The sequence below is a fragment of the Stenotrophomonas sp. TWI169 genome (assembly GCF_039674705.1).
In the GTDB taxonomy this organism is placed as follows: Bacteria; Pseudomonadota; Gammaproteobacteria; order Xanthomonadales; family Xanthomonadaceae; genus Stenotrophomonas; species Stenotrophomonas maltophilia_P.
In genome coordinates this window covers 41,444-60,987 of the sequence record NZ_JBDJOB010000001.1, presented here as the reverse complement: position 1 = coordinate 60,987, position 19,544 = coordinate 41,444, and the positions used below count along the sequence as shown (strand labels likewise).

The 19,544-nt window shown below is 68.1% G+C and carries 8 protein-coding genes; 3 read left to right on the top strand and 5 right to left on the bottom strand.

What is annotated here, in order from left to right:
• Positions 1–72 precede the first annotated feature (72 nt).
• Together ABE543_RS00205 and ABE543_RS00200 are read left to right on the top strand one after the other, a co-directional pair.
• Positions 73–3,102 carry a triple tyrosine motif-containing protein gene (locus ABE543_RS00205; protein WP_346475091.1) on the top strand — a complete coding sequence of 1,010 codons (3,030 nt, stop codon included), beginning with the start codon at positions 73–75 and terminating at the stop codon, positions 3,100–3,102.
• Positions 3,095–3,748: a response regulator transcription factor gene (locus ABE543_RS00200; protein WP_346475090.1), complete on the top strand. Its 654-nt coding sequence runs from the start codon at positions 3,095–3,097 to the stop codon at positions 3,746–3,748. The genes ABE543_RS00205 and ABE543_RS00200 overlap by 8 nt, the downstream gene beginning before the upstream one ends.
• A 22-nt stretch (positions 3,749–3,770) precedes the next feature.
• Here ABE543_RS00200 and ABE543_RS00195 read toward each other — a convergent pair whose 3' ends face one another.
• Positions 3,771–4,964 carry an MFS transporter gene (locus ABE543_RS00195; protein ID WP_065182965.1) on the bottom strand — a complete coding sequence of 398 codons (1,194 nt, stop codon included), beginning with the start codon at positions 4,962–4,964 and terminating at the stop codon, positions 3,771–3,773.
• A gap of 93 nt (positions 4,965–5,057) precedes the next feature.
• On the opposite strand from ABE543_RS00195, the gene ABE543_RS00190 reads away from it, so the two are divergent.
• Positions 5,058–6,005, top strand: a complete 948-nt coding sequence (locus tag ABE543_RS00190) for a LysR family transcriptional regulator (RefSeq protein ID WP_065182966.1) — start codon at positions 5,058–5,060, stop codon at positions 6,003–6,005.
• On the opposite strand, the gene ABE543_RS00185 is transcribed toward ABE543_RS00190, so the two are convergent.
• From ABE543_RS00185 to ABE543_RS00170, 4 genes are all read right to left on the bottom strand, one after another.
• Entirely contained in the window at positions 5,986–7,176 is a 1,191-nt protein-coding gene (locus tag ABE543_RS00185; protein ID WP_005414746.1) for an HlyD family efflux transporter periplasmic adaptor subunit, read from the bottom strand. The genes ABE543_RS00190 and ABE543_RS00185 overlap by 20 nt on opposite strands.
• The gene (locus ABE543_RS00180; protein ID WP_346475089.1) at positions 7,169–9,334 is read right to left on the bottom strand and encodes a type I secretion system permease/ATPase; all 2,166 of its coding nucleotides are present in this window, start codon (positions 9,332–9,334) and stop codon (positions 7,169–7,171) included. Before ABE543_RS00180 ends, ABE543_RS00185 begins: the two co-directional genes overlap by 8 nt.
• Positions 9,315–10,484 carry a TolC family protein gene (locus tag ABE543_RS00175; protein WP_319637168.1) on the bottom strand — a complete coding sequence of 390 codons (1,170 nt, stop codon included), beginning with the start codon at positions 10,482–10,484 and terminating at the stop codon, positions 9,315–9,317. The genes ABE543_RS00180 and ABE543_RS00175 overlap by 20 nt, the downstream gene beginning before the upstream one ends.
• Before the next feature lie 104 nt (positions 10,485–10,588).
• Positions 10,589–18,985 carry an Ig-like domain-containing protein gene (locus tag ABE543_RS00170; RefSeq protein ID WP_346475088.1) on the bottom strand — a complete coding sequence of 2,799 codons (8,397 nt, stop codon included), beginning with the start codon at positions 18,983–18,985 and terminating at the stop codon, positions 10,589–10,591.
• Between the last annotated feature and the right edge of the window lie 559 nt (positions 18,986–19,544).

Sequence of the window (19,544 nt, the reverse complement as noted above, 5' to 3'; positions counted from 1 at the left end):
GCGTGATAGCCGAGTGCCGCGGCAGGCGCCTACCCCGTTCGGGTCACCCCGCCCTGCCCCGCACCTGCGAGAATGCGCTGCATGCATGGCTGCCCCTTCCCTTCCCTGCGTCGCCTGACGGCGTTGCTGATGTGCCTGCTGCTGTGCATCGCCCTGCCCGCCCACGCCGTGCAGCGCCCGGCAGTGAGCAGCGGGCTGCCCGGCTACGAGCACACCGCCTGGCGGGTGGGACAGGGCGCACCCGGCGATATCTGGGACATCGCCCAGGATCGCGACGGCCTGCTCTGGCTGGCCACCGGCTCCGGGCTGTACCGCTTCGACGGGCGTCGCTTCGAGCGGCAGCCCGCACCGCCCGGCAGCCGATTTCCCTCCACCAACATGGTCACCCTGGTGCCCGGCGATGGCGATGCGCTGTGGATCGGCTATTTCCAGGCGGGCATCAGCCAGTTCGCCAATGGCCAGCTGCGCAACTTCGGGCGCGCGGAAGGGGTTCCGGTCGGCGTGGTGCCGCGCTTCAGCCGCGACCAGCAGGGACGCCGCTGGGCCGCCATCAACGGCGGGCTGCGCTGGTTCGACGGCAAGCGCTGGCGGCCGCCACCGGCCAGCGCAGGCCTACCCGAGCGGCGCGTGCAGTGGGTCCTGCAGGACAGCCGCAATACCTTCTGGGTGCTGGCCGACCTGAAGATCTGGAAACGCGCGCCGGGTGCCGTCCGCTTCGAGGACACCGGCATCGCTGTCTCGCAGATGGCCACGTTGGTGGAGAGCCCGCTGGGTGAGGTGTGGCTGGCCGACCGCGTGCGCGGCACCTCGCCGCTGGCCAACGCGGAGGGTGTGCTGCCACAGCACGAGCGCGAAGCACGCCGCCTGCCGGAGCTGGTCGCTGCGCGGCTGCAGTTCACCGCTGATGGCGCGCTGTGGGCGACGATGAGCCCGCACGGTGGGGTCGCCAGGGTCACGTTCGATGGCAAGCGCGCCGTGCGCATGGAACGTTTCGATTCACCGGATGGCCTGACCGCAACGTCGGCCGTGCCGATCATGGCCGACCGCGAAGGCAATATCTGGGTCGGCACCAATCTCGGCCTCAACCGCTTCCGCGCGCGCAGCGTGAAAACGCTGTCGGCCGGTCCTGCCGATCCGTATCGCTCGCTGGTCCGTGCCAGCGATGGCCGCGTGTATGGCTACGGCGAGGATCTGGCACCTTATGACCTGCGCCGGGAGCTGCTCGACGGCAGTGGCGCGCAACTGAAAGCCGCTGCGCGCGGCGCGCCGACGCCGATCTGGCAATTCGACTGGGTCAATCTCGCGCGCACGCGTAACGGCCGGACCGCACGGATCGCACTGCCGGCGCCGTTCACCGGCCAGCCACTGCACGCACTGCTGTTTCCCGATGACGAGCAGGCCTGGGTCTGTGCCGGCGAGCGCGGCGTGCTGCATTACGCGCAGGGCCGTTGGCAGCGCGAACCGCGCCTGCCCGAGCAGGCCTGTTCCTCCCTGGCAATGGACCACAACGGCCAGCTGCTGCTGGGGTATGCCGATGGACGCCTGCGCCATCTGGGTGATAGCACGATCGAGACCTTCGGTGCCGCGCAGGGGCTGTCAGTGGGGCCGGTGACTGCCCTGCTGCGGCAGCGCGATCTGTTGCTGGTCGCCGGCGAATCGGGCCTGGCCGCACGCCTGGGCGGCGGACGTTTCATGCCGGTACGCACCGACCTTGCGGGCGTGCTCGAAGGCATCACCGGCATGGTGGCCGATGCACAGGGCCGGCTCTGGCTCAACGGCAGCCGCGGCCTGGTGCGTCTGGACAGCGCGCATCTGCGGCACGCGCTGCGCGCCGGCCTGCCGGTGACGCCGCGCCTGTTCGATGCCGTGGACGGCATGCCGGGCGTCGCCCTGCAGAGCGGTCCGATCTCCACGGCGGTGCTGGCCGGTGACGGGCTGCTCTGGCTGGCCACCAACCAGGGCCTGGCATGGCTGGACACGACCCACGCGCACGTCAACAGCATGGCGCCGAGCGTCCGCATCGGCGATGTGCTGTACGGCAACGTGCACGAACCACTGCGTGACAATATGCGCCTGCCCGCTGGTACCACCCAGCTGCAGATCGACTACGTGGCCCTTTCACTGGCCCGGCCCGAACGCAACCGCTACCGCTATCGACTGTCGGGTGTCGACGAGGACTGGCAGGACGCCGGCAGCAGCACCCGCGCCTACTACACCAACCTGGCCCCCGGCAGCTATCGCTTCGAGGTGGAGGCCGCCAACGAAGACGGCATCTGGAGCCGGGTGCCGGCGCATCGCAGCTTCCGCATCGCACCGACCTTCATGCAGACGGTCTGGTTCAAGCTGCTGTGCGCGCTGCTGGTGCTGGCGGTGCTGGTGATGGCCGTACGGATCCGCAGCGGACAGCTGGCCGCGCTGTTCCGGGCCCGGCTGCAGGAGCGCAACGGCGAACGCGAGCGCATCGCCCGTGACCTGCATGACACGCTGCTGCAGGGCAGCCAGGGCCTGATCCTGCGCCTGCACGCGATCAGCCAGTCACCACAGACACCGGAAACCGTGCGCAGCCAGCTGGAATCGGCGATGCAGCTGGCCGAACGCAATCTGGCCGAGGGCCGCGAACGGGTCAACGCCCTGCGCGACGGTCCCTTCGCGGGTCGTGATCTGGCCTCGGCCCTGGCCGATGTGCACGCTGAGTACGCCGGCCAGGGCACCAACCCACTGCGCCTGACCGTGGAAGGCACCCCGCCCCGCCTGCAGCCGGATGCTGCCGAGGAGGTGTTCCTGATCGGCCGCGAGGCGATCCGCAATGCATTGCGGCATGCGCACGCCAGCGCCATCGAGGTCGAGCTGTCCTACGGTGCCCGCTGCTTCCTGCTGCATGTCCGCGATGACGGCGTTGGCATTGCCGACGACCATGCCGGTGCCGGCCACTGGGGGCTGCAGGGCATGCGCGAGCGCGCGCAGCGGCTGGGCGCGGCGCTGAAGCTGTGGACGCGGCCCGGCCTGGGCACTGAAGTGGCGCTGTCGGTCCCCGCGCGCCGCCTCTATCACCGAAGGCCGTCGCGCTGGCGCTGGCCCTGGAGCAGACCTGACCATGACTGAGCTCTCCCCTCCCATCGGCGTGCTGGTGGTCGATGACCACCCGCTGCTGCGCGACGGCCTGGCGGCCCTGCTCGGCGCCCAGCCGGACCTGAGGCTGCTGGGCGAAGCTGCCGACGGTGAAGAAGCCATCGCGCAGTACCAGCATCTGCAACCGGACGTGGTGCTGATGGACCTGCAGATGCCCCGGCTGGACGGTGTCGAGGCCATCATGCGGATCCGCGCGCTCGACCCGCGTGCCCGCATCATCGTGCTGACCACCTACCGCGGCGACGTGCGCGCGGTGCGCGCCCTGCAGGCCGGTGCCAGCGCCTACCTGCTCAAGGACATGCTGCGCCATGAACTGATCGATACCATCCGCATGGTGGCCGGTGGTCGCCGTGCGCCTATTCCACCCACGGTGGCCGCCAGCATCGCCGCGCACGTGGTGGAGGACCGGCTGTCGCCGCGCGAAACCGAGGTGCTGCGGCATGTTGCCGGCGGACTCTCGAACAAGCGCATCGGCGAACGCATGCAGATCTCGGAGCAGACGGTAAAAGCGCACATGAAGAGCCTGATGGACAAGCTGGGCGTCGGCGACCGCACCCATGCGGTCACCCAGGCCCTGCGCCGCGGCATCATCAGCCTGGACGACAGCGGCCACGATTGACGCGCGGCTGCGCGCGCAGCGCTCAGCGCAGGCGGATCAGCAGGCTGCCACCGGCACAGAGCGTCGCCAGCCATGCCACCCCATGCCACCCCCACTGCGCCAATGCCAGGCTGCCAAGTGCGCCTCCGGCCGCCATGCCGATGAACATGCCGGTGAACAGTACTGCATTGAGACGGCTGCGTGCGGCGGGCGCCAGGCCATACACCAGTGTCTGGTGGGCCACCAAAGCCGACTGGAAGCCGAAATCGAACAGCAGTGCGCTGGCCACCAGCAGCGGCAGCAGTGCCGCTGCGGGCAGCCACGATTCGGCGAGCAGCAGTGCAAAGCCAAGCAATGCCACCATGATCGCCAGGCGTGCCACTGCGGGGCTGCCCAGCCTGTCGGCGAAGCGACCGGCGAACGGCGCCGCCAGCGCGCCCGCCGCACCGGCAATACCGAAGGCGCCGGCGGCAGCACTGCCCAGTCCCAGACGCGCATGCAGCATCAGCGCCAGGGTTGACCAGAACGCGCTGAAACCCACCGCCAGCAACGACTGGCTCGCCACCGCCCGGCGCAGCTGCGGCTGCTCCCGCCACAGCGACAGCAACGAGCCCAGCAGCGCCGGATAGCGCAGGGTGCTGGTGGGTGCGAAGCGGGGCAGTGCACGCGCCATCACCACCCCCATCGCCGCCACGGACACGGCCGCCAGCACGAACTGGGTGCGCCAGCCCCAGGCCTCGGCCACCATCCCGCTGACCACGCGCGACAGCAGGATGCCCAGCAGCAGACCGGTCATCACCCGTCCGACCACCTGCCCGCGTTGCGCATCCGGAGCCAGCGCCGCAGCGGCAGGCACGATGTCCTGGGCCAGCGTTGCCATCAACCCGACCAGCAGGCTGGCCATCAGCAGGCCCGGCAGGTGCCCCGCCCCGGCCGCTGCGGCGAGTGCAACCGACAGCAGCGCGGACTTCAGCAGGATCAGCGATCGGCGGTCGAAACGATCCCCCAAGGGCGCCAGCAGCAGGATGCCCAGCGCATAGCCGAGCTGGGTCAGGGTCGGCACCAGACCTGCCGCGCGCTCGCCCGCGGACAGGTCCTGGGCGATCAGTCCCAGCATCGGCTGGCTGTAATAGAGCGATGCCACCGAAAACCCGGCACCGGCCGCCATCGCCAGTACCAGGGAGGTGGAAGGAGCCACGACCGGCGGGGCGGTCACGGAAAGCGTGGGGGTGGACATCAGCAACTCCAGTCAGGGAACGGGAGGTAGCCTGCGCCTATTCGCCTCACGTCTGTAGTAGGATCAAATGAATACTTTTCATACATGGTGCGTATGATGGACATGGCCCCGGGCGCCGACCGGCTCGACCTGCTGCGCACCTTCCTGCGCATCGTCGACGCCGGCAGCCTGTCTGCCGCCGCCGTGCAGCTGGGTACCACCCAGCCCACCGTGAGCCGCCGCCTGCAGGCACTGGAACGGCAACTGGGCCTGCGACTGCTGCACCGGTCCACGCATGGTCTGCAGCTGACCGAGGAGGGCATGCGCTGCCAGCGGCACGCGCAGCGGGTGGTGGAAGAATGGGAAACGCTCCAGGCCGAACTGCAGGGACAACCCGACGTGCTGCGTGGGCGCCTGCGTGTGATGGTGCCGCATGCGTTTGGACAGGCACAGCTGCTGCCGACCATGCTCGCCTTCCTCGCCCGGCATCCACAGTTGAGCCTGGAGTGGATCCTCGAAGACCGGCGCCCGGACTTCATTGCCGAGGGCGTCGACTGTGCGGTGCGGGTCGGCCCGGTGGACGAGCCACGCATGGTCGCGCTGCCGCTGGCCGAAGTCCCACGCATCGTGGTCGCCGCGCCTTCGCTGGTCGATCCCGATGCGGTGACCACCGCTGCACAGGCGCAGGCATTGCCCTGGATCTCCCTCGTCACCTACTACCGCGAACGCCTGCTGCTGTACGACGCACGCGGGCGTCCGCACACACTGTCGATCACGCCGCGCCTGCTCAGTGACAACCTGTTCGTGGTCCAGCAGGCGGCGCGTGCGGGCCTGGGTGCGGCGGTGGTATCGGCCTGGCTGGTCGCCGAGGATCTGGCGCACGGCCGCCTGGTCCAGTTGTTGCCGGGCTGGGAAGCGCCGCCCCTGCCGGTGCATGTGGTGTTTCCTGCCGCGCGCCAGCAGCCGGCGCGGCTGCGCGCCTTCATCGATGCGATGAAGGCCGCCCTGCCGCAGCTGCATGGCATGCGGCCGACTCCCGGTCTCAGTTCAACCGCGCCTTGATCAACGGTCGCAGCAGGTAGTTCAGGACGCTGCGCTTGCCGGTCAGGATGTCCACATCCGCCACCATGCCGGGAATGATCGGCAGGGCCTCGCCGTGCCGCCGCAGCTGGCTGCCATCGGTGCGGATCAGCACCTGGTAGAACGATTCCTTGCCCCGCGGCGTATCCTCCTCGATGGTATCGGCACTGATCTGCTCGACGGTGCCGCTGAGTTCGCCGTAGATGGTGTAGTCATAGGCGGTGATCTTGACCTTGGCCGGCATGCCCGGCACCAGGAACGCGACGTCGCGCGGCTTGACGCGGGCTTCCACCAGCAGCCGTTCCTCCACCGGAATCACCTCCATGATCGGCTCGCCGGGAGGAATCACGCCACCGCGGGTATTGATCAGCACCGTGTTGACCCGCCCACGCACGGGCGACAGGATCTCGGTGCGCCGCAGCTGGTCCTGCCGCTGGTGCACGATCGGCTCCAGTGCGGACAACTCCGCCTTCAGCTTGGAGCGTTCGGTATAGGCTTCCTGGAAATAGGTGTTGCGCAACTCGCTGAGCTTGCCGGTCAACGTGGCGATTTCCTGGGTCAGCTTCAACTCTTCCATCTGGCTGACGGCGTTGCGCGCGACCAGCGGCCGCACGATCCGCAGCTGGTCGCGCGCGATCGACAGCTGCTGGCCGATGGCTGCCGAACTCTGCTGCAATGTCGCACGGCGGGACTGGTACAGCTCCCGCTCCGAACGTGCCAGCGCGCTCCCGGCTGGAATGTCGTCCGGGAACTCGATGGCACCTTTGCCCAGCACCTCCGCATCCAGTCGCGCGATTGCGGCCCGCAGCACCTGCGACTGGTTGGCCGATTCCTCGTAGTTGGTGCGGAAGTGGGTTTCCTCCAGCCGCACCAGCGGCTGGCCCACTTCGACCAGGTCTCCCTCCTTCACCAGCAGGCGATCGAGGATGCCGCCTTCCAGGCTCTGGATCTTCTGCATGCGGCTGTACGGCACCACCCTGCCCTCGCCACGGGTCACCTGGTCCAGCTGCGCAAGCGCGGCCCAGCCCACGGCGATGGCCACCGTCGCCAGCAGCACCCACAACAGCGGTCGGTACACGGGATGCGTGGACGCCAGCAGTGGATCCGCAAGCTCGCGCCGCAGGCGCTGCGAACGCTTCTGCCGCTCAACCATGATGTCCTCCCGCGACCGCGGCGATCGGCTGCACCTGGTTGCCCTGCACCACCTGCTCCAATGGGCCGTCCATGATGATCCTGCCGTTGCGCATCACCACGGCACGCTCGACGAGGGCCAGCATGCTGCGCTTGTGGGTGGTCAGTACCAGCGTGCGCTGGCCGAGCCAACGCTGCAGGAACTGGATGACATGGGTCTCGCTCTGCTGGTCGAAGGCGGCGGTGGGCTCATCCAGCAGCACGACAGGCGGATCCTGCAGGATCACCCGGGCCAGGCCGATGGCCTGGCGCTGGCCACCGGACAGGCTGCCGTTGCCCATCACCAGCTGGTCCAGCCCCAACGGATTGCCGCGCACGAAAGGCCCCATGCCCACCGCGTCCAGCGCCTCCAGCAGCTCATCATCCCGCCAGGCGGCACCTTCCAGATTGAGGTTGTCGCGCAGGCTGCCATGGAACAGCGCCACATCCTGCGGCAGATAACCAATGTTGCGTGCACGGTCACCGGGATCGATCTGTGCCAGCGCCACGTCGTCCAGCAACAGGCGTCCCTGCTGCGGCGTCACCAGTCCGGACAGCACGCGCAGCAGGCTGGACTTGCCCGCACCGTTGCCGCCCAGCAGCGCCACCCGCTGCCCAGGTGCGATGGACAGCTCATGCACGTCGACCACCCACGGCCCTTCGCCCAGCGCCAGGCGGACATCGTGAAGCTGGTAGGCACCCTGCAGGCGCGACCGGTGCACGAACCGGGCGCCCTGTGGGCGCTCCTGCTCGGCGCCCATCAACTGGTCCAGCCCCTCCATGGCGACGCGGGTGTGCTGCCAGCGCCCCAGCACCGCCGCAACCTGCGCCAGCGGCGCGATCGCACGCGATGACAGGATCGAGCACGCCACCAGTGCGCCCACGGTCATCGCACCGTCATTGATGCGGTAGACACCGAAGGCAACCACACCCACATACGCAAGCTGCTGCACCACGGCCGCGCCATGGCTGAGGCTGGCGGTGAGCGTACTTGTCTTCAATGCCGTTCCCGCCAGCTGCGCCGTCAGGCTTTCCCAGTGCTTCAGGCTACGGCCTTCGGCACGGGTGGCCTTTACTGATTCCAGGTGTTCAAAGGCCTCCAGCAGCACGCTGTTCTTCATCGCCCCTTCGCGCAGATTCTGCCGCGACAGCTCACCCAGCCGGCGCTGCGCGAGCACGCCCGGCAGCACCATCAGGACACAGGCCACCACCGGCACCCAGACCACATGCCCACCGATCAGCGCGATCAGCAGCAGGAACACGAACACGAACGGCAGGTCGCTGAGCAGCGCAGCGGTGGACGAGGTGAAGAAATCACGCACGCCCTCAAACTCGCGCACCTGCGTACTGAATGCCCCCATCGACGCCGGCTTGGCGTTGATCCGGGTCCCCAGCACGCGGGCGAACAGCAGCGTTCCCAGCTGCAGGTCCATGCGCTTGCCGAGCACATGCAGCAGCTGCCCGCGCAGGACGCGCAGCACCCCTTCGATGATGACCGCCAGGGCAACGCCACTGGCCAGCACCCATAGCGTGTCGAACGCTGCCACCGGCACCACCCGGTCATAGACCTGCATGGCGAAGATCGCCGTCGCAATGGCCAGCAGGTTGGCCACGAATGCGGCGGCCCCCACCTCGACATAGGAGCGCCACAGCTGACGCAGTGGCCCGTAGAACCAGTGCTCACCCCGGCCCGCGGCGAAATCGCCGACCCGGCCATCCGAGCGGAAGCGCGGTTTGGCGAACACTGCAGTACCACTGTACAGCGCCTGCAGTGCCTGCAGCGGCATGGCCTGTGTGCCACCCTCGGCCTGTGGCACCTCCACCTGCGCCTGGTCATCGCTGATCGCCGTCAACAACAGCGTGTTCCCATTGTTCAGCAGCAGCAGGACCGGCAGCAGATAGGCGTCGATGTCGGTCAGCTCGAAGGCCTCCACGCGCGCGTTCAGGTCCGCCCGCCGCAGCGCGCGTGGCACCCGCTGCAATGGCAGCCGCCCCTGCTCCAGAGCAATGCCGTCAACCAGCTCGGCAGCACCCAGTGGCCGGCCCAGCCGCTCGCACAGCAGCAGCAGGCCATCCTGCAGCGGGTCGCGCGGCGTGTTGCCGCTGCCGGTGGTAGTCGATTCAATGCGCGGCGTCTGCATGCGTCCTCCCTCCAAGCAACTCACCCAGCTGCCCGATCTGGGCGGCAGCGCGATAATCGATACGGACCCGCTCCATGCGCAGAGTTGCCAGCTGGCGTTCGGCCTCCATCCGCTCGCGCTGCACGCTGAGCAGATCGATGATGTCGCGGCGTCCGACCTGGAACTGGTCGTGATACAGGCCGCCGACGTGCGTGGACTCCTCCACCTGTTGCTGCAGCGCCTGCTCACGCAGTACCAGCGCATCGGCGTTGTCGAACAAGGTGCGCATCTTGCGCCGCAGATCACGGCGGGTGGCGTCGGCACTCCACTGCGCCGCCTCCAGTCGCTGCCGGGCCGCCGCCGGCCGCTGGAAATTGCTGAACCCGCGCAGGACATCCATGCGCAGGCGCAGCGAAACCACCGAATCATTCTCCATCTGCCCGCCGATCTCGCGGCGCAGCGCCGATGCCTCCACGTTGAGCTGTGGCTTCAATGCCGCGCGCGATTCGGCCAGCTCCGCCTCGGCTGCCGCGGCATCCTCGCGCGATTCCCGCAGCAGCGGCGCGGCCTCGATTGCTGCATCCAGGCCGTCACGCTGCCACGCCCGCCGTCCGGCAGGCAGGTCCGGCGCCTGCAGCGGGCCAGGATCCCGGCCCAGCAGCAGGGCCAGCTGGTTGTTGGCATCGCGCAACGCGCCTTCCTCGAACGCCAGCTGGTCCTGGCCGCGCGCGAACTCCAGCTGCGCGCGATCCAGCTCGGTGCGGTCGGCGTAGCCGCTGCCGCTGCGGTCGCGGGCCATGCCGCGGACGCCCTCGATCCGCTGCAGGAAGTCACGCACGGCCACCACTCTTTCGCGGGCGACCAGCACGTCCAGGTAGGTCTCGATGATATCCAGCGCTGCGTCGTCCCGGGCGACCTCCAGCGCTGCCAGATAGCGGCGCTGGGTCGCACTGGCGGCCTCGACCTGGCTGCGCGTCCGGCCCCAGTCGAACAGCATCTGCGACAGCGTGACGTCGTACACCATCTCGGACATGTGTCCGGCCTGCGGTCCGCCAGAGACCTGCAGTGCGGGAAAGTAGCCCCCCCGTGCGATTTTCACGTCGGTGCCTGCCCGTTCCGCTTCGCTCAGCGCCGCACGCACCCGGGGATGGATCGCCAGTCCGGTCTGCACAGCCTGCTCCACACTCATCGCACTGGCCCCCGCCGGCAGGCCGCACAGCAGGAGGAGCGCGAACGCTCCTCCTGCCCACCGCCTTCGGCTCCGCCGTTGCGGCATCAGGCCACCACCTGCACCGAGTTGTCCTCCACCAGCAGCGTGGTGCTGCCAAAGGTGTACACGTCGTAGGTCACACCATTGATCAACTGGGTGGTTCCGGTGTTGACCGCACCGATGACGTTCAGCACATCGTTGCTCTCGCCGGTGATCTGCAGCGTGTCGTTGCCATCGGTGATTGCCGCCACCTCCGCCGCCGTGAGGGTGAGCACGCTGCCCGAATCTCCCGTGCCCAGATCGATGCGCTCGATGTTGCTGAGCGTGCCCACACCGGCCGAGTTGTAGTCCAGGTCGATGCCATTGGCCAGGATCAGGGTGTCGAATCCAGCCCCTCCATCGATGCTGACGAAGTTGGTGGCGGTGATCTGTATCGCGTCGTCGCCGTTGCCGGCGACCACGTGATCGCCGCTGCCGACGTTGAAGATCAGATCGCTGCCATCGCCGCCGTTGATGTGCTCGGAACTGCCGTTGGCGCCGGACAGTACGTCATTTCCGGATGTACCGTTGACATCGATCTGACCGATGTTCAACGACAGGCCGTTCGGACTCAGCGTGACGCCGTAAGCAGCGCTGTCGTTGCCGTTGGAATCGGTAGATACCAGATTGAAGGATATCTGCGACCCAAGGTTGAGGATATCGGTGATGTTCAACCCGAGCTGGCTGAGGATGGTCGGACTGAGCAGGTTCAGCGAGAAGTTGCCGGAGGAATCGGCCTGGATCGGCAGCAGCTCGACGTTCAGCGCGGGCGTGATCACCCGGATCACAACGCTCGAATCCGGCTCGGTGGTGCCACTGAAGCCAAAGCGCGGACTGAGAGGATTGAGGCTGACGTCCACCCCGAAGTTGCCGATGGTGACCGGCTGTTCGATGCTGGTGCCGATGCCGATGCTGGCCACGTTGCTCGGATTGCCAGCCGGATCACTGCCCACGACCGACACCTGTGCGTTGAGCAGCTGGTCCCAGGTGAAGTCGATATCCAGATCGGTGAGCAGGTTCAGCGACGCCAGGCCACTGTTGTCGGCGGTGACCGTCGCCGTGGCCGTCACACCTCCTACCGTCAGCGTGACCGTCAATTCGGTGCCGGGTTCGGCGGAAATGGTCAGCAGATTGCCGACCAGCGACAGCACCGGGGTTGCGGGTGGAACCGTATCGATGGTGAAGGCTTCCGGCGCCGATGCGGTGCCACCGGCGACTTCGGCGGTGATAGTCGATGCGCCTTCCGGGAACGGCCCCATGCCAGCGGGCGGCGTCAAGGTCACGGTCACCGAACCGGCCGCGATGTCCGCAGCGGTCAGGGTGTGGCTGACATCGGCCTCGTAGCCGTTCTGGCCCGCGAACCTGACGGTGATGACCTGCCCGACCTGCATCGTCGGGCGAACGGTCACGTCGACCTGGATGCCGTCGCCGATTTCCGCAGCATTGATCCACGTGTCGGCGGCCTCCGGCACGCTGATGTCCGGTGGCGCAAGATCGGGGGCATTGATCGTCGCCGGACCGCTGGTATTGCCCGCCAGATCGATCGCCACCGCAGAGATCAGCTCGCCGGCAATCAACGGTGGTGCGAACGGCAGGCTGAAGTTGCCGCTGCCATCCACATTGACGGTGATCGGATTCGCGGTGTCTCCATTGACCACAATCCGGACCTGGCTGTTGGGCTCGGCCGTGCCGCTCAGCAGCGTACCGTCAGCACTCACGCTGAGCAGCGGCGCCGGCGGCGCCACGGCGTCCACCGTGGTGGTGGCCGGGCCGCTGTTGTTGCCCGCCGCATCCTGGGCCACCGCGTTGATCACGGTGCCATCGGGCAGCGCCGCTCCAGGAGTGAAGCTCCAGTTGCCGCTGCCATCGGCGATAGCCTGCCCGATCGGATCGCCGTTGCCATCGGTGAGGATCACCGTGGCACCCGCTTCGGCCGTGCCAGTGATGACACTGCCGTTGCTCGGGTCGATCACCGGTGCCGGCGGCGCCACCGCGTCCACCGTGGTGGTGGCCGGGCCGCTGCTATTGCCCGCCGCATCCTGGGCCACCGCGTTGATCACGGTGCCGTCGGGCAGCGGCGCTCCAGGAGTGAAGCTCCAGTTGCCGCTGCCATCGGCGGTGGTTTCGCCGATGGGATCGCCGTTGCCATCGGTCAGGATCACTGTTGCACCGGCTTCAGCGGTGCCAGTGATGACGCTGCCGTTGCTCGGATCGATCACCGGGGCCGGCGGCGCCACCGCATCCACCGTGGTGGTGGCCGGGCCGCTGGTATTGCCTGCGGGATCCTGTGCCACCGCGTTGATCACGGTGCCGTCGGGCAGCGGCGCTCCAGGGGTGAAGCTCCAGTTGCCACTGCCATCGGCGATAGCTTGCCCGATCGGATCGCCATTGCCATCGGTGAGGATCACCGTGGCGCCGGCTTCAGCCGTACCGCTGATGACGCTGCCATTGCTCGGATCGATCACCGGGGCCGGCGGCGCCACCGCATCCACCGTGGTGGTGACCGGGCCGCTGTTGTTGCCGGCCGCATCCTGCGCGATGGCATTGATCACGGTGCCGTCGGGCAGCGGCGTAGCCGGGGTGAAGCTCCAGTTGCCACTGCCATCGGCGATGGCTTCGCCGATGGGATCACCGTTGCCGTCGGTCAGGATCACCTTCACGCCGGGCTCGACGGTGCCGGTGATCACCGTGCCGTTGCTGGCATCGAGCGTCGGCGCCGAGGGCGCGACCGCATCGACGGTCGTGCTGACCGGGCTGCTGTTGTTGCCGGCCGCGTCGCGCGCCAGTGCATTGATGACGGTGCCATCGGGCAGAGGCGTGCCGGGCGTGAACGACCAGTTGCCACTGCCATCGGCGATGGTCTGCCCAATCGGAATACCGTTGCCGTCAGTGAGGATCACTGTCGCACCGGCTTCGGCGGTGCCGCTGATGACGCTGCCATTGCTCGCGTCGATCGTCGGTGCCGGCGGCGCGACCGAATCGACCGTGGTACTGGCCGGGCCGCTGCCGTTGCCCGCCGCATCCTGTGCCACCGCAGTGATCACCGTGCCATTCGGCAACGGTGTAGCCGGCGTGTAGCTCCAGTTGCCGGCGCCATCGGCGGTGGTCTGGCCGATCGGGTTGCCGCTGCCATCGGTCAGGATCACTGTGGCACCGGCTTCGGCTGTACCGCTCACCACACTGCCGTTGCTCGGGTCGAGCACCGGCGCCGGCGGCGCCACCGTATCCACGGTGGTCGTGGCCGGGCCACTCGCGTTGCCTGCCGCATCCTGGGCCACCGCCGTGATCACGGTGCCATCGGGCAGCGGCGTGCCGGGCGTGAACGACCAGTTGCCACTGCCATCGGCGGTGGTCTGCCCGATCGGATCGCCATTGCCATCGGTCAGGACCACCGTCGCGCGGGCTTCGGCGGTACCGCTGATCACCGCACCGTTGCTGGCGTTGATCACCGGCGCCGGCGGCGCCACCGCATCGACGGTGGTACTGGCGGGGCCGCTGCTGTTGCCGGCCGGGTCCGTCGCGATGGCGTTGACCACCGTGCCATCGGGCAATGGCGTGGCCGGAGTGAAGCTCCAGTTGCCACTGCCATCGGCCGTGGTCTGCCCGATCGGGTTGCCGCTGCCATCGGTGAGAATCACCGTGGCACCCGCTTCTGCCGTACCGCTTACCACACTGCCGTTGCTCGGGTCGATCACCGGTGCCGGCGGTGCCACCGCGTCCACCGTGGTGCTTGCCGGGCCACTGGTGTTGCCCGCCGCATCCTGGGCGACCGCGGTGATCACCGTGCCGTCCGGCAGCGCTGTGGCGGGGGTGAAGCTCCAGTTACCGCTGCCATCGGCCGTGGTCTGCCCGATCGGGTTGCCGTTGCCATCGGTGAGAATCACTATCGCACCGGCTTCGGCGGTGCCGCTGATCACCACGCCGTTGCTGGCGTTGATGATCGGTGCCGACGGTGCCAGCGCATCCACGGTGATGCTGGCCGGGCCACTGCTGTTGCCGGCCGGGTCCGTCGCGATGGCGTTGACTACCGTGCCGTCGGGCAATGGCGTGGCCGGGGTGAAGCTCCAGTTGCCGCTGCCATCGGCCGTGGTCTGCCCGATCGGAGTGCCGCTGCCGTCGGTCAGCACGATGACTGCATTGGCTTCTGCAGTGCCACTGATCTCGACCCCATTGCTGGGATCGATCACGGGCGCCGGCGGCGCAACGCCATCGATGGTGATGGCCGCCGGCGCACTGTCGACACCCGAAGGACTGCGCGCGATCACGTTGACCACGGTCCCATCGGGCAGCGGTACGCCCGGGGTGAACGACCAGTTGCCACTGCCGTCAGCCGTGACCTGGCCGATCGGGTTGCCGCTGCCATCGGTGATGATGACCGTATTGCCCGGATCTGCAGTACCGCTGATCACCGAGCCGTTGCTGGGATCGATCAGCGGAATCGAGGGCAACGAGCTGTCGACGGTGGTGCTTGCCGGTGCGCTGGTGTTGCCTGCGGCATCGGTCGCGGTGACGTTGACCACCGTGCCATCGGGCAGCGGCGTGGCGGGGCTGAAGCTCCAGTTGCCGCTGCCGTCGACAGTGGCCTGCCCGATCGGATTGCCGTTGCCATCGGTCAGCGTCACGGTGCTGTTCGGTTCGGCAGTGCCGGTAAGGACGCTGCCATTGCTGGCATTGACGACCGGGGTTGGCGGCGCCACTGCGTCGACCGTGGTGCTGCCTTGCGGGCCGGTGTTGCCGGCCGCATCCTGCGCGACCGCGTTGACCACCGTCCCGTCAGGCAGTGCCGTGGCCGGGGTGAAGCTCCAGTTGCCGCTGCCATCGGCAGTGGTCTGTCCGATCGGGTTGCCATTGCCATCGGTGAGGATCACCGTGGCGCCGGCCTCGGCGGTGCCGGTGATCGTCGTGCCATTGCTCGGTTCGAGCACGGGGGCCGGCGGCGGCAGCGCATCGACGGTGATGGCCGCCTGGGGACCGGTATTGCCGGTGGCATCGGTGGCGGTCGCCACGATCACCGTCCCGTCCGGCAGCGGCGTGCCGGGAGTGAAGCTCCAGTTGCCACTGCCGTCGGCGGTGACCTGGCCAATCGGATTGCCGCTGCCATCGGTCAGGATGACCGTGCTGCCAGCTTCGGCAGTACCACTGACGGTGGTGCCGTTGCTGGGATCGATGACCGGCGCCGGCGGCGCACTGGCATCGACAGAGACGGTGGCCGGCGGACTGGTATTGCCTGCCGCGTCCACCGCCACGGCCGTGACGACGGTGCCATCCGGCAGCGGGGTGGCCGGCGTGTAGCTCCAGTTGCCGCTGCCATCGACGGTGACCTCCGCGATCAGACCACCGTTGCCATCAGTGAGGATGATCGTGCTGTTGGGCTCGGCGGTACCGCTGACCGTGTTGCCGTTGCTGGGATTCAGCACCGGCGTAGCCGGTGGCAGCGCGTCCACGGTGATGCTGGTCGCGCCGCTGGTATTGCCAGAGGCATCGGTGGCGGTCGCGCTGACGACGCTGCCATCGGGCAGCGGCGTAGCGAGCGGGAACGACCAGTTGCCGTTGCTGTCGACCGGGGCCTGACCGAAGGGATTACCGCTGCCATCGATCAACGTGACGACACTGCCCGGCTCGGCCGTGCCAGTGAGCGTGATGCCATTGCTCGGGTTGACCACGGGTGCGGCAGGTGCGACGGCATCGACCGTGATCGACGAAGGCGCACTGGTGTTGCCGGTGGCATCGGTGGCCGTGGCGTTGATCACGGTGCCATCAGGAAGCGGCGTCGCCGGAGTGAAGGTCCAGTCGCCAAAGCCATCGGCGGTGACCTGCGCAATGAGATTGCCATTGCCGTCGGTGAGCGTCACCGTGCTTCCCGGCTCGGCGGTGCCAACGATCAGGGTGCCATTGCTGACGTCGAGCACGGGCGCCGACGGCGCCTGCGAGTCGATGGTGACGCTGCTGCCGACGCTGGCGTTGCCGGAGCCATCCACTGCCACGGCGTTGACCACCGTCCCGTTGGGCAGCGGCGTGGCGGGCGTGTAGCTCCAGTTGCCGCTTCCATCCACCGTTACGCTGGCAATCGGATCACCATTGCCATCGGTGAGGATCACCCTGCTGCCAGGCTCGGCGGTGCCAGTGACTGCGCTGCCGTTGCTCAGGTTCAGCACAGGCGCGGCCGGTGGCACCGCATCCACCGTGGTGCCGCCCTGCCCGCCGGTGTTGCCTGCTGCGTCGGTGGCGGTGGCATTGATCACGGTACCGTCCGGCAGTGGCGTGGCCGGGGTGAAGCTCCAGTTGCCGTTGCCGTCAGTGGTGGTCTGGCCTATCGGAGTGCCGCTGCCGTCAGTCAGCGTCACGGTACTGCCGGGCTCGGCGGTACCGCTGATGCTCGTGCCGTTGCTGGGGAGCACGACCGGGGCGGCGGGTGCGACCGCATCAACGATGATGCTGGCGCCGGGGCCGGTGTTGCCGGTGGCGTCCGTGGCACTGGCGTTGACCACGGTGCCGTTCGGAAGCGGCGTGGCCGGGGTGAAGCTCCAGTCACCGTTGCCGTCGGCGGTGACCTGCCCGATCGGATTACCGTTGCCATCGGTCAAGGTGACCGTGCTGCCGGGCTCGGCGGTTCCGCTGAGCGTGGTGCCGTTGCTGGCCTCGAGTATGGGCGCGGCAGGCGGCTGCGAATCCACGGTGACCGTTGCCGGCGGGCTGCTGTTGCCTGAGGCATCCTGGGCAACCACCGTGACCACCGTGCCATCGGGCAGCGGCGTGCCGGGGGTATAGCTCCAGTTGCCGCTGCCATCGACGGCGACTTCCGCAATCGGATTGCCGTTGCCGTCGGTCAGCACCACCGTGCTTCCGGGCTCGGCGGTGCCCGTGAGCGTGCCGCCATTGCTGGGCTCCACGGTAGGCATGGACGGCGCGACCGCATCGACCGTGATGCTTCCCTGGCCGCTGGTGTTGCCGGCCGGATCGGTTGCGGTGGCATTCACCACCGTGCCGTCCGGCAACGGCGTGCCCGGGGTGAAACTCCAGTGGCCATCGCCATCGGCGGTGACCTGGCCGATCGGGTTGCCATTGCCGTCGGTGAGGGTCACCGTGCTGCCGGCCTCGGCGGTACCGCTGATCGTCGTGCCGTTGCTTGGATCGATGACCGGTGCGGCAGGCGCAACGCCATCGATGGTGATCGACGTGGCGGGGCTGGTATTGCCGGCCGCATTCTGGGCCACGGCAGTGACCACGGTTCCATCAGCAAGCGCCGCAGGCGGCGTGAAGCTCCAGTTGCCGCTCGCATCCGCTACCGTCTGGCCGATCGGATTGCCATCGCCATCCGTAAGCAGGATGGTCAGGCCCGCGCCCGCCGTTCCGGAAATCACACTGCCATTGCTGGCATTCACCAGCGGCGCGTCGGGATAGTCGGGCGCCTGCACCGTGACCGGCGGACTGCTGTTGCCGGCCGGATCGGTCACTACCACGCTGATCGTCTCGCCTTGGGTCAGCGGTGGATCCAGTGGCACCGTGAACTGGCCGTCGCCGCCGATCACCACGGTGGCATCGGGCTGGCCATCGCCATCGGTATCCACGCCCACCGTTGCTCCCGGCTCACCGCTGCCGCTGATGCTGCTGCCGTCGTCAGCCACCACCACGTTGCTGGCCGCTGCAGGCGGTGTCGTATCGGGGGCCGTCGCCTGCCCCGGTCCGCTCACGTTGCCGGCGGCATCGACCAGCGTCACGCTCACGCTCTCGCCGTTGGTCAACGGCGGCGACAGGGTGACACTGAATCGCCCATCGGCACCCACCGTTCCGGTCGCATCAGGCTGCCCGTCACCATTGGTATCGACGCGCACCGTGGCACCGACTTCACCGCTGCCGGTAAGCGTCCGGCCGTCTGCACTGAATGCCAGCCCGGTGGGTGCGGCCGGCGGCGTGGTATCGGGTACCGGGGGATTCTGCGGTGGATTCGCCGATCCGCCACCACCACCGCCGCCGCTGTCGGCCAACGCCACCGCTGCGCCGACCGCGGCCAGCCCGCCCAGCACCATCGCGCCGCTGATGCCACTGCCCGCGCCCGCGCCCGCTGCCGTCAGCGAGTCGAATCCAGCCAGCGTCTCCTGCGGCAGATAGCTCGCCGCCAACGGCCCATCGCTGGCCACCACCGGCAGATCGACGGCCACGAGCTTCTTGTCATCCACCAGGAACAGATGGCTGGGCGATTGTCCTTCAGCATAGAAGTTGGCGATGCGGACGTTCTCGCCGGTCTTCAGCTGCACCACGAGATCCTGGCCGTCCTTCACGTAGCCGGCGACCTGGTCTGGATCGACGTCCAGTGCGACGTTGCTGCTCTGCTGCAGCGTCACGACATCATTGCGGACGGTGGTGGCGGCGGTATCGGAGCTGATCGATTCGCTTGCCGGGACAACCTTGACGCGGATGGCCATGGGACATTCCTCTCTACAGGCGCACCGCCATGCGCACAACGACGTCACGCACAGCAATCACGCTGGCACGGCGGCACGGAATGGATATGTTTTCGCGCGAAGCCACCGCCAACAGGCAAACCGCCTGCTGCCGGATACGTGCTTCGGATTCTTCAGGCGACCGGATGCAGCGATGCGACGCGCCCGGTCGTGGTGCGATGCAGCGCTACAGCGTGGGCGCGAGATGCAGATGCATGAACGACAGTCCTCTTGTCTGGAATCGCCGACGCGCGTTCAGCGACGCGGTCAGGGCCGTCGGACGTCGGCCATTGCTCCCCGTCCGCTGCGGGAGGGTATACACCGCGTCGAAGTGAACGTTCCATGCAGATTGCGTGCATGCGGCCTTCATTGCGTGGGCCATTGAAAGCTCTGTGACGCAGTTGGCACGTCATTACGCTGGAACACCCGTTTTCAGGGGGAAAAAATGCGATCCCAATTGACGTTTCAGGCTCGTTTTGCGCAGCGCAAAACGAACGAAGGAACGGTCGGGAGTGCCCGCAGCAACGCGTGGCGACTCCCC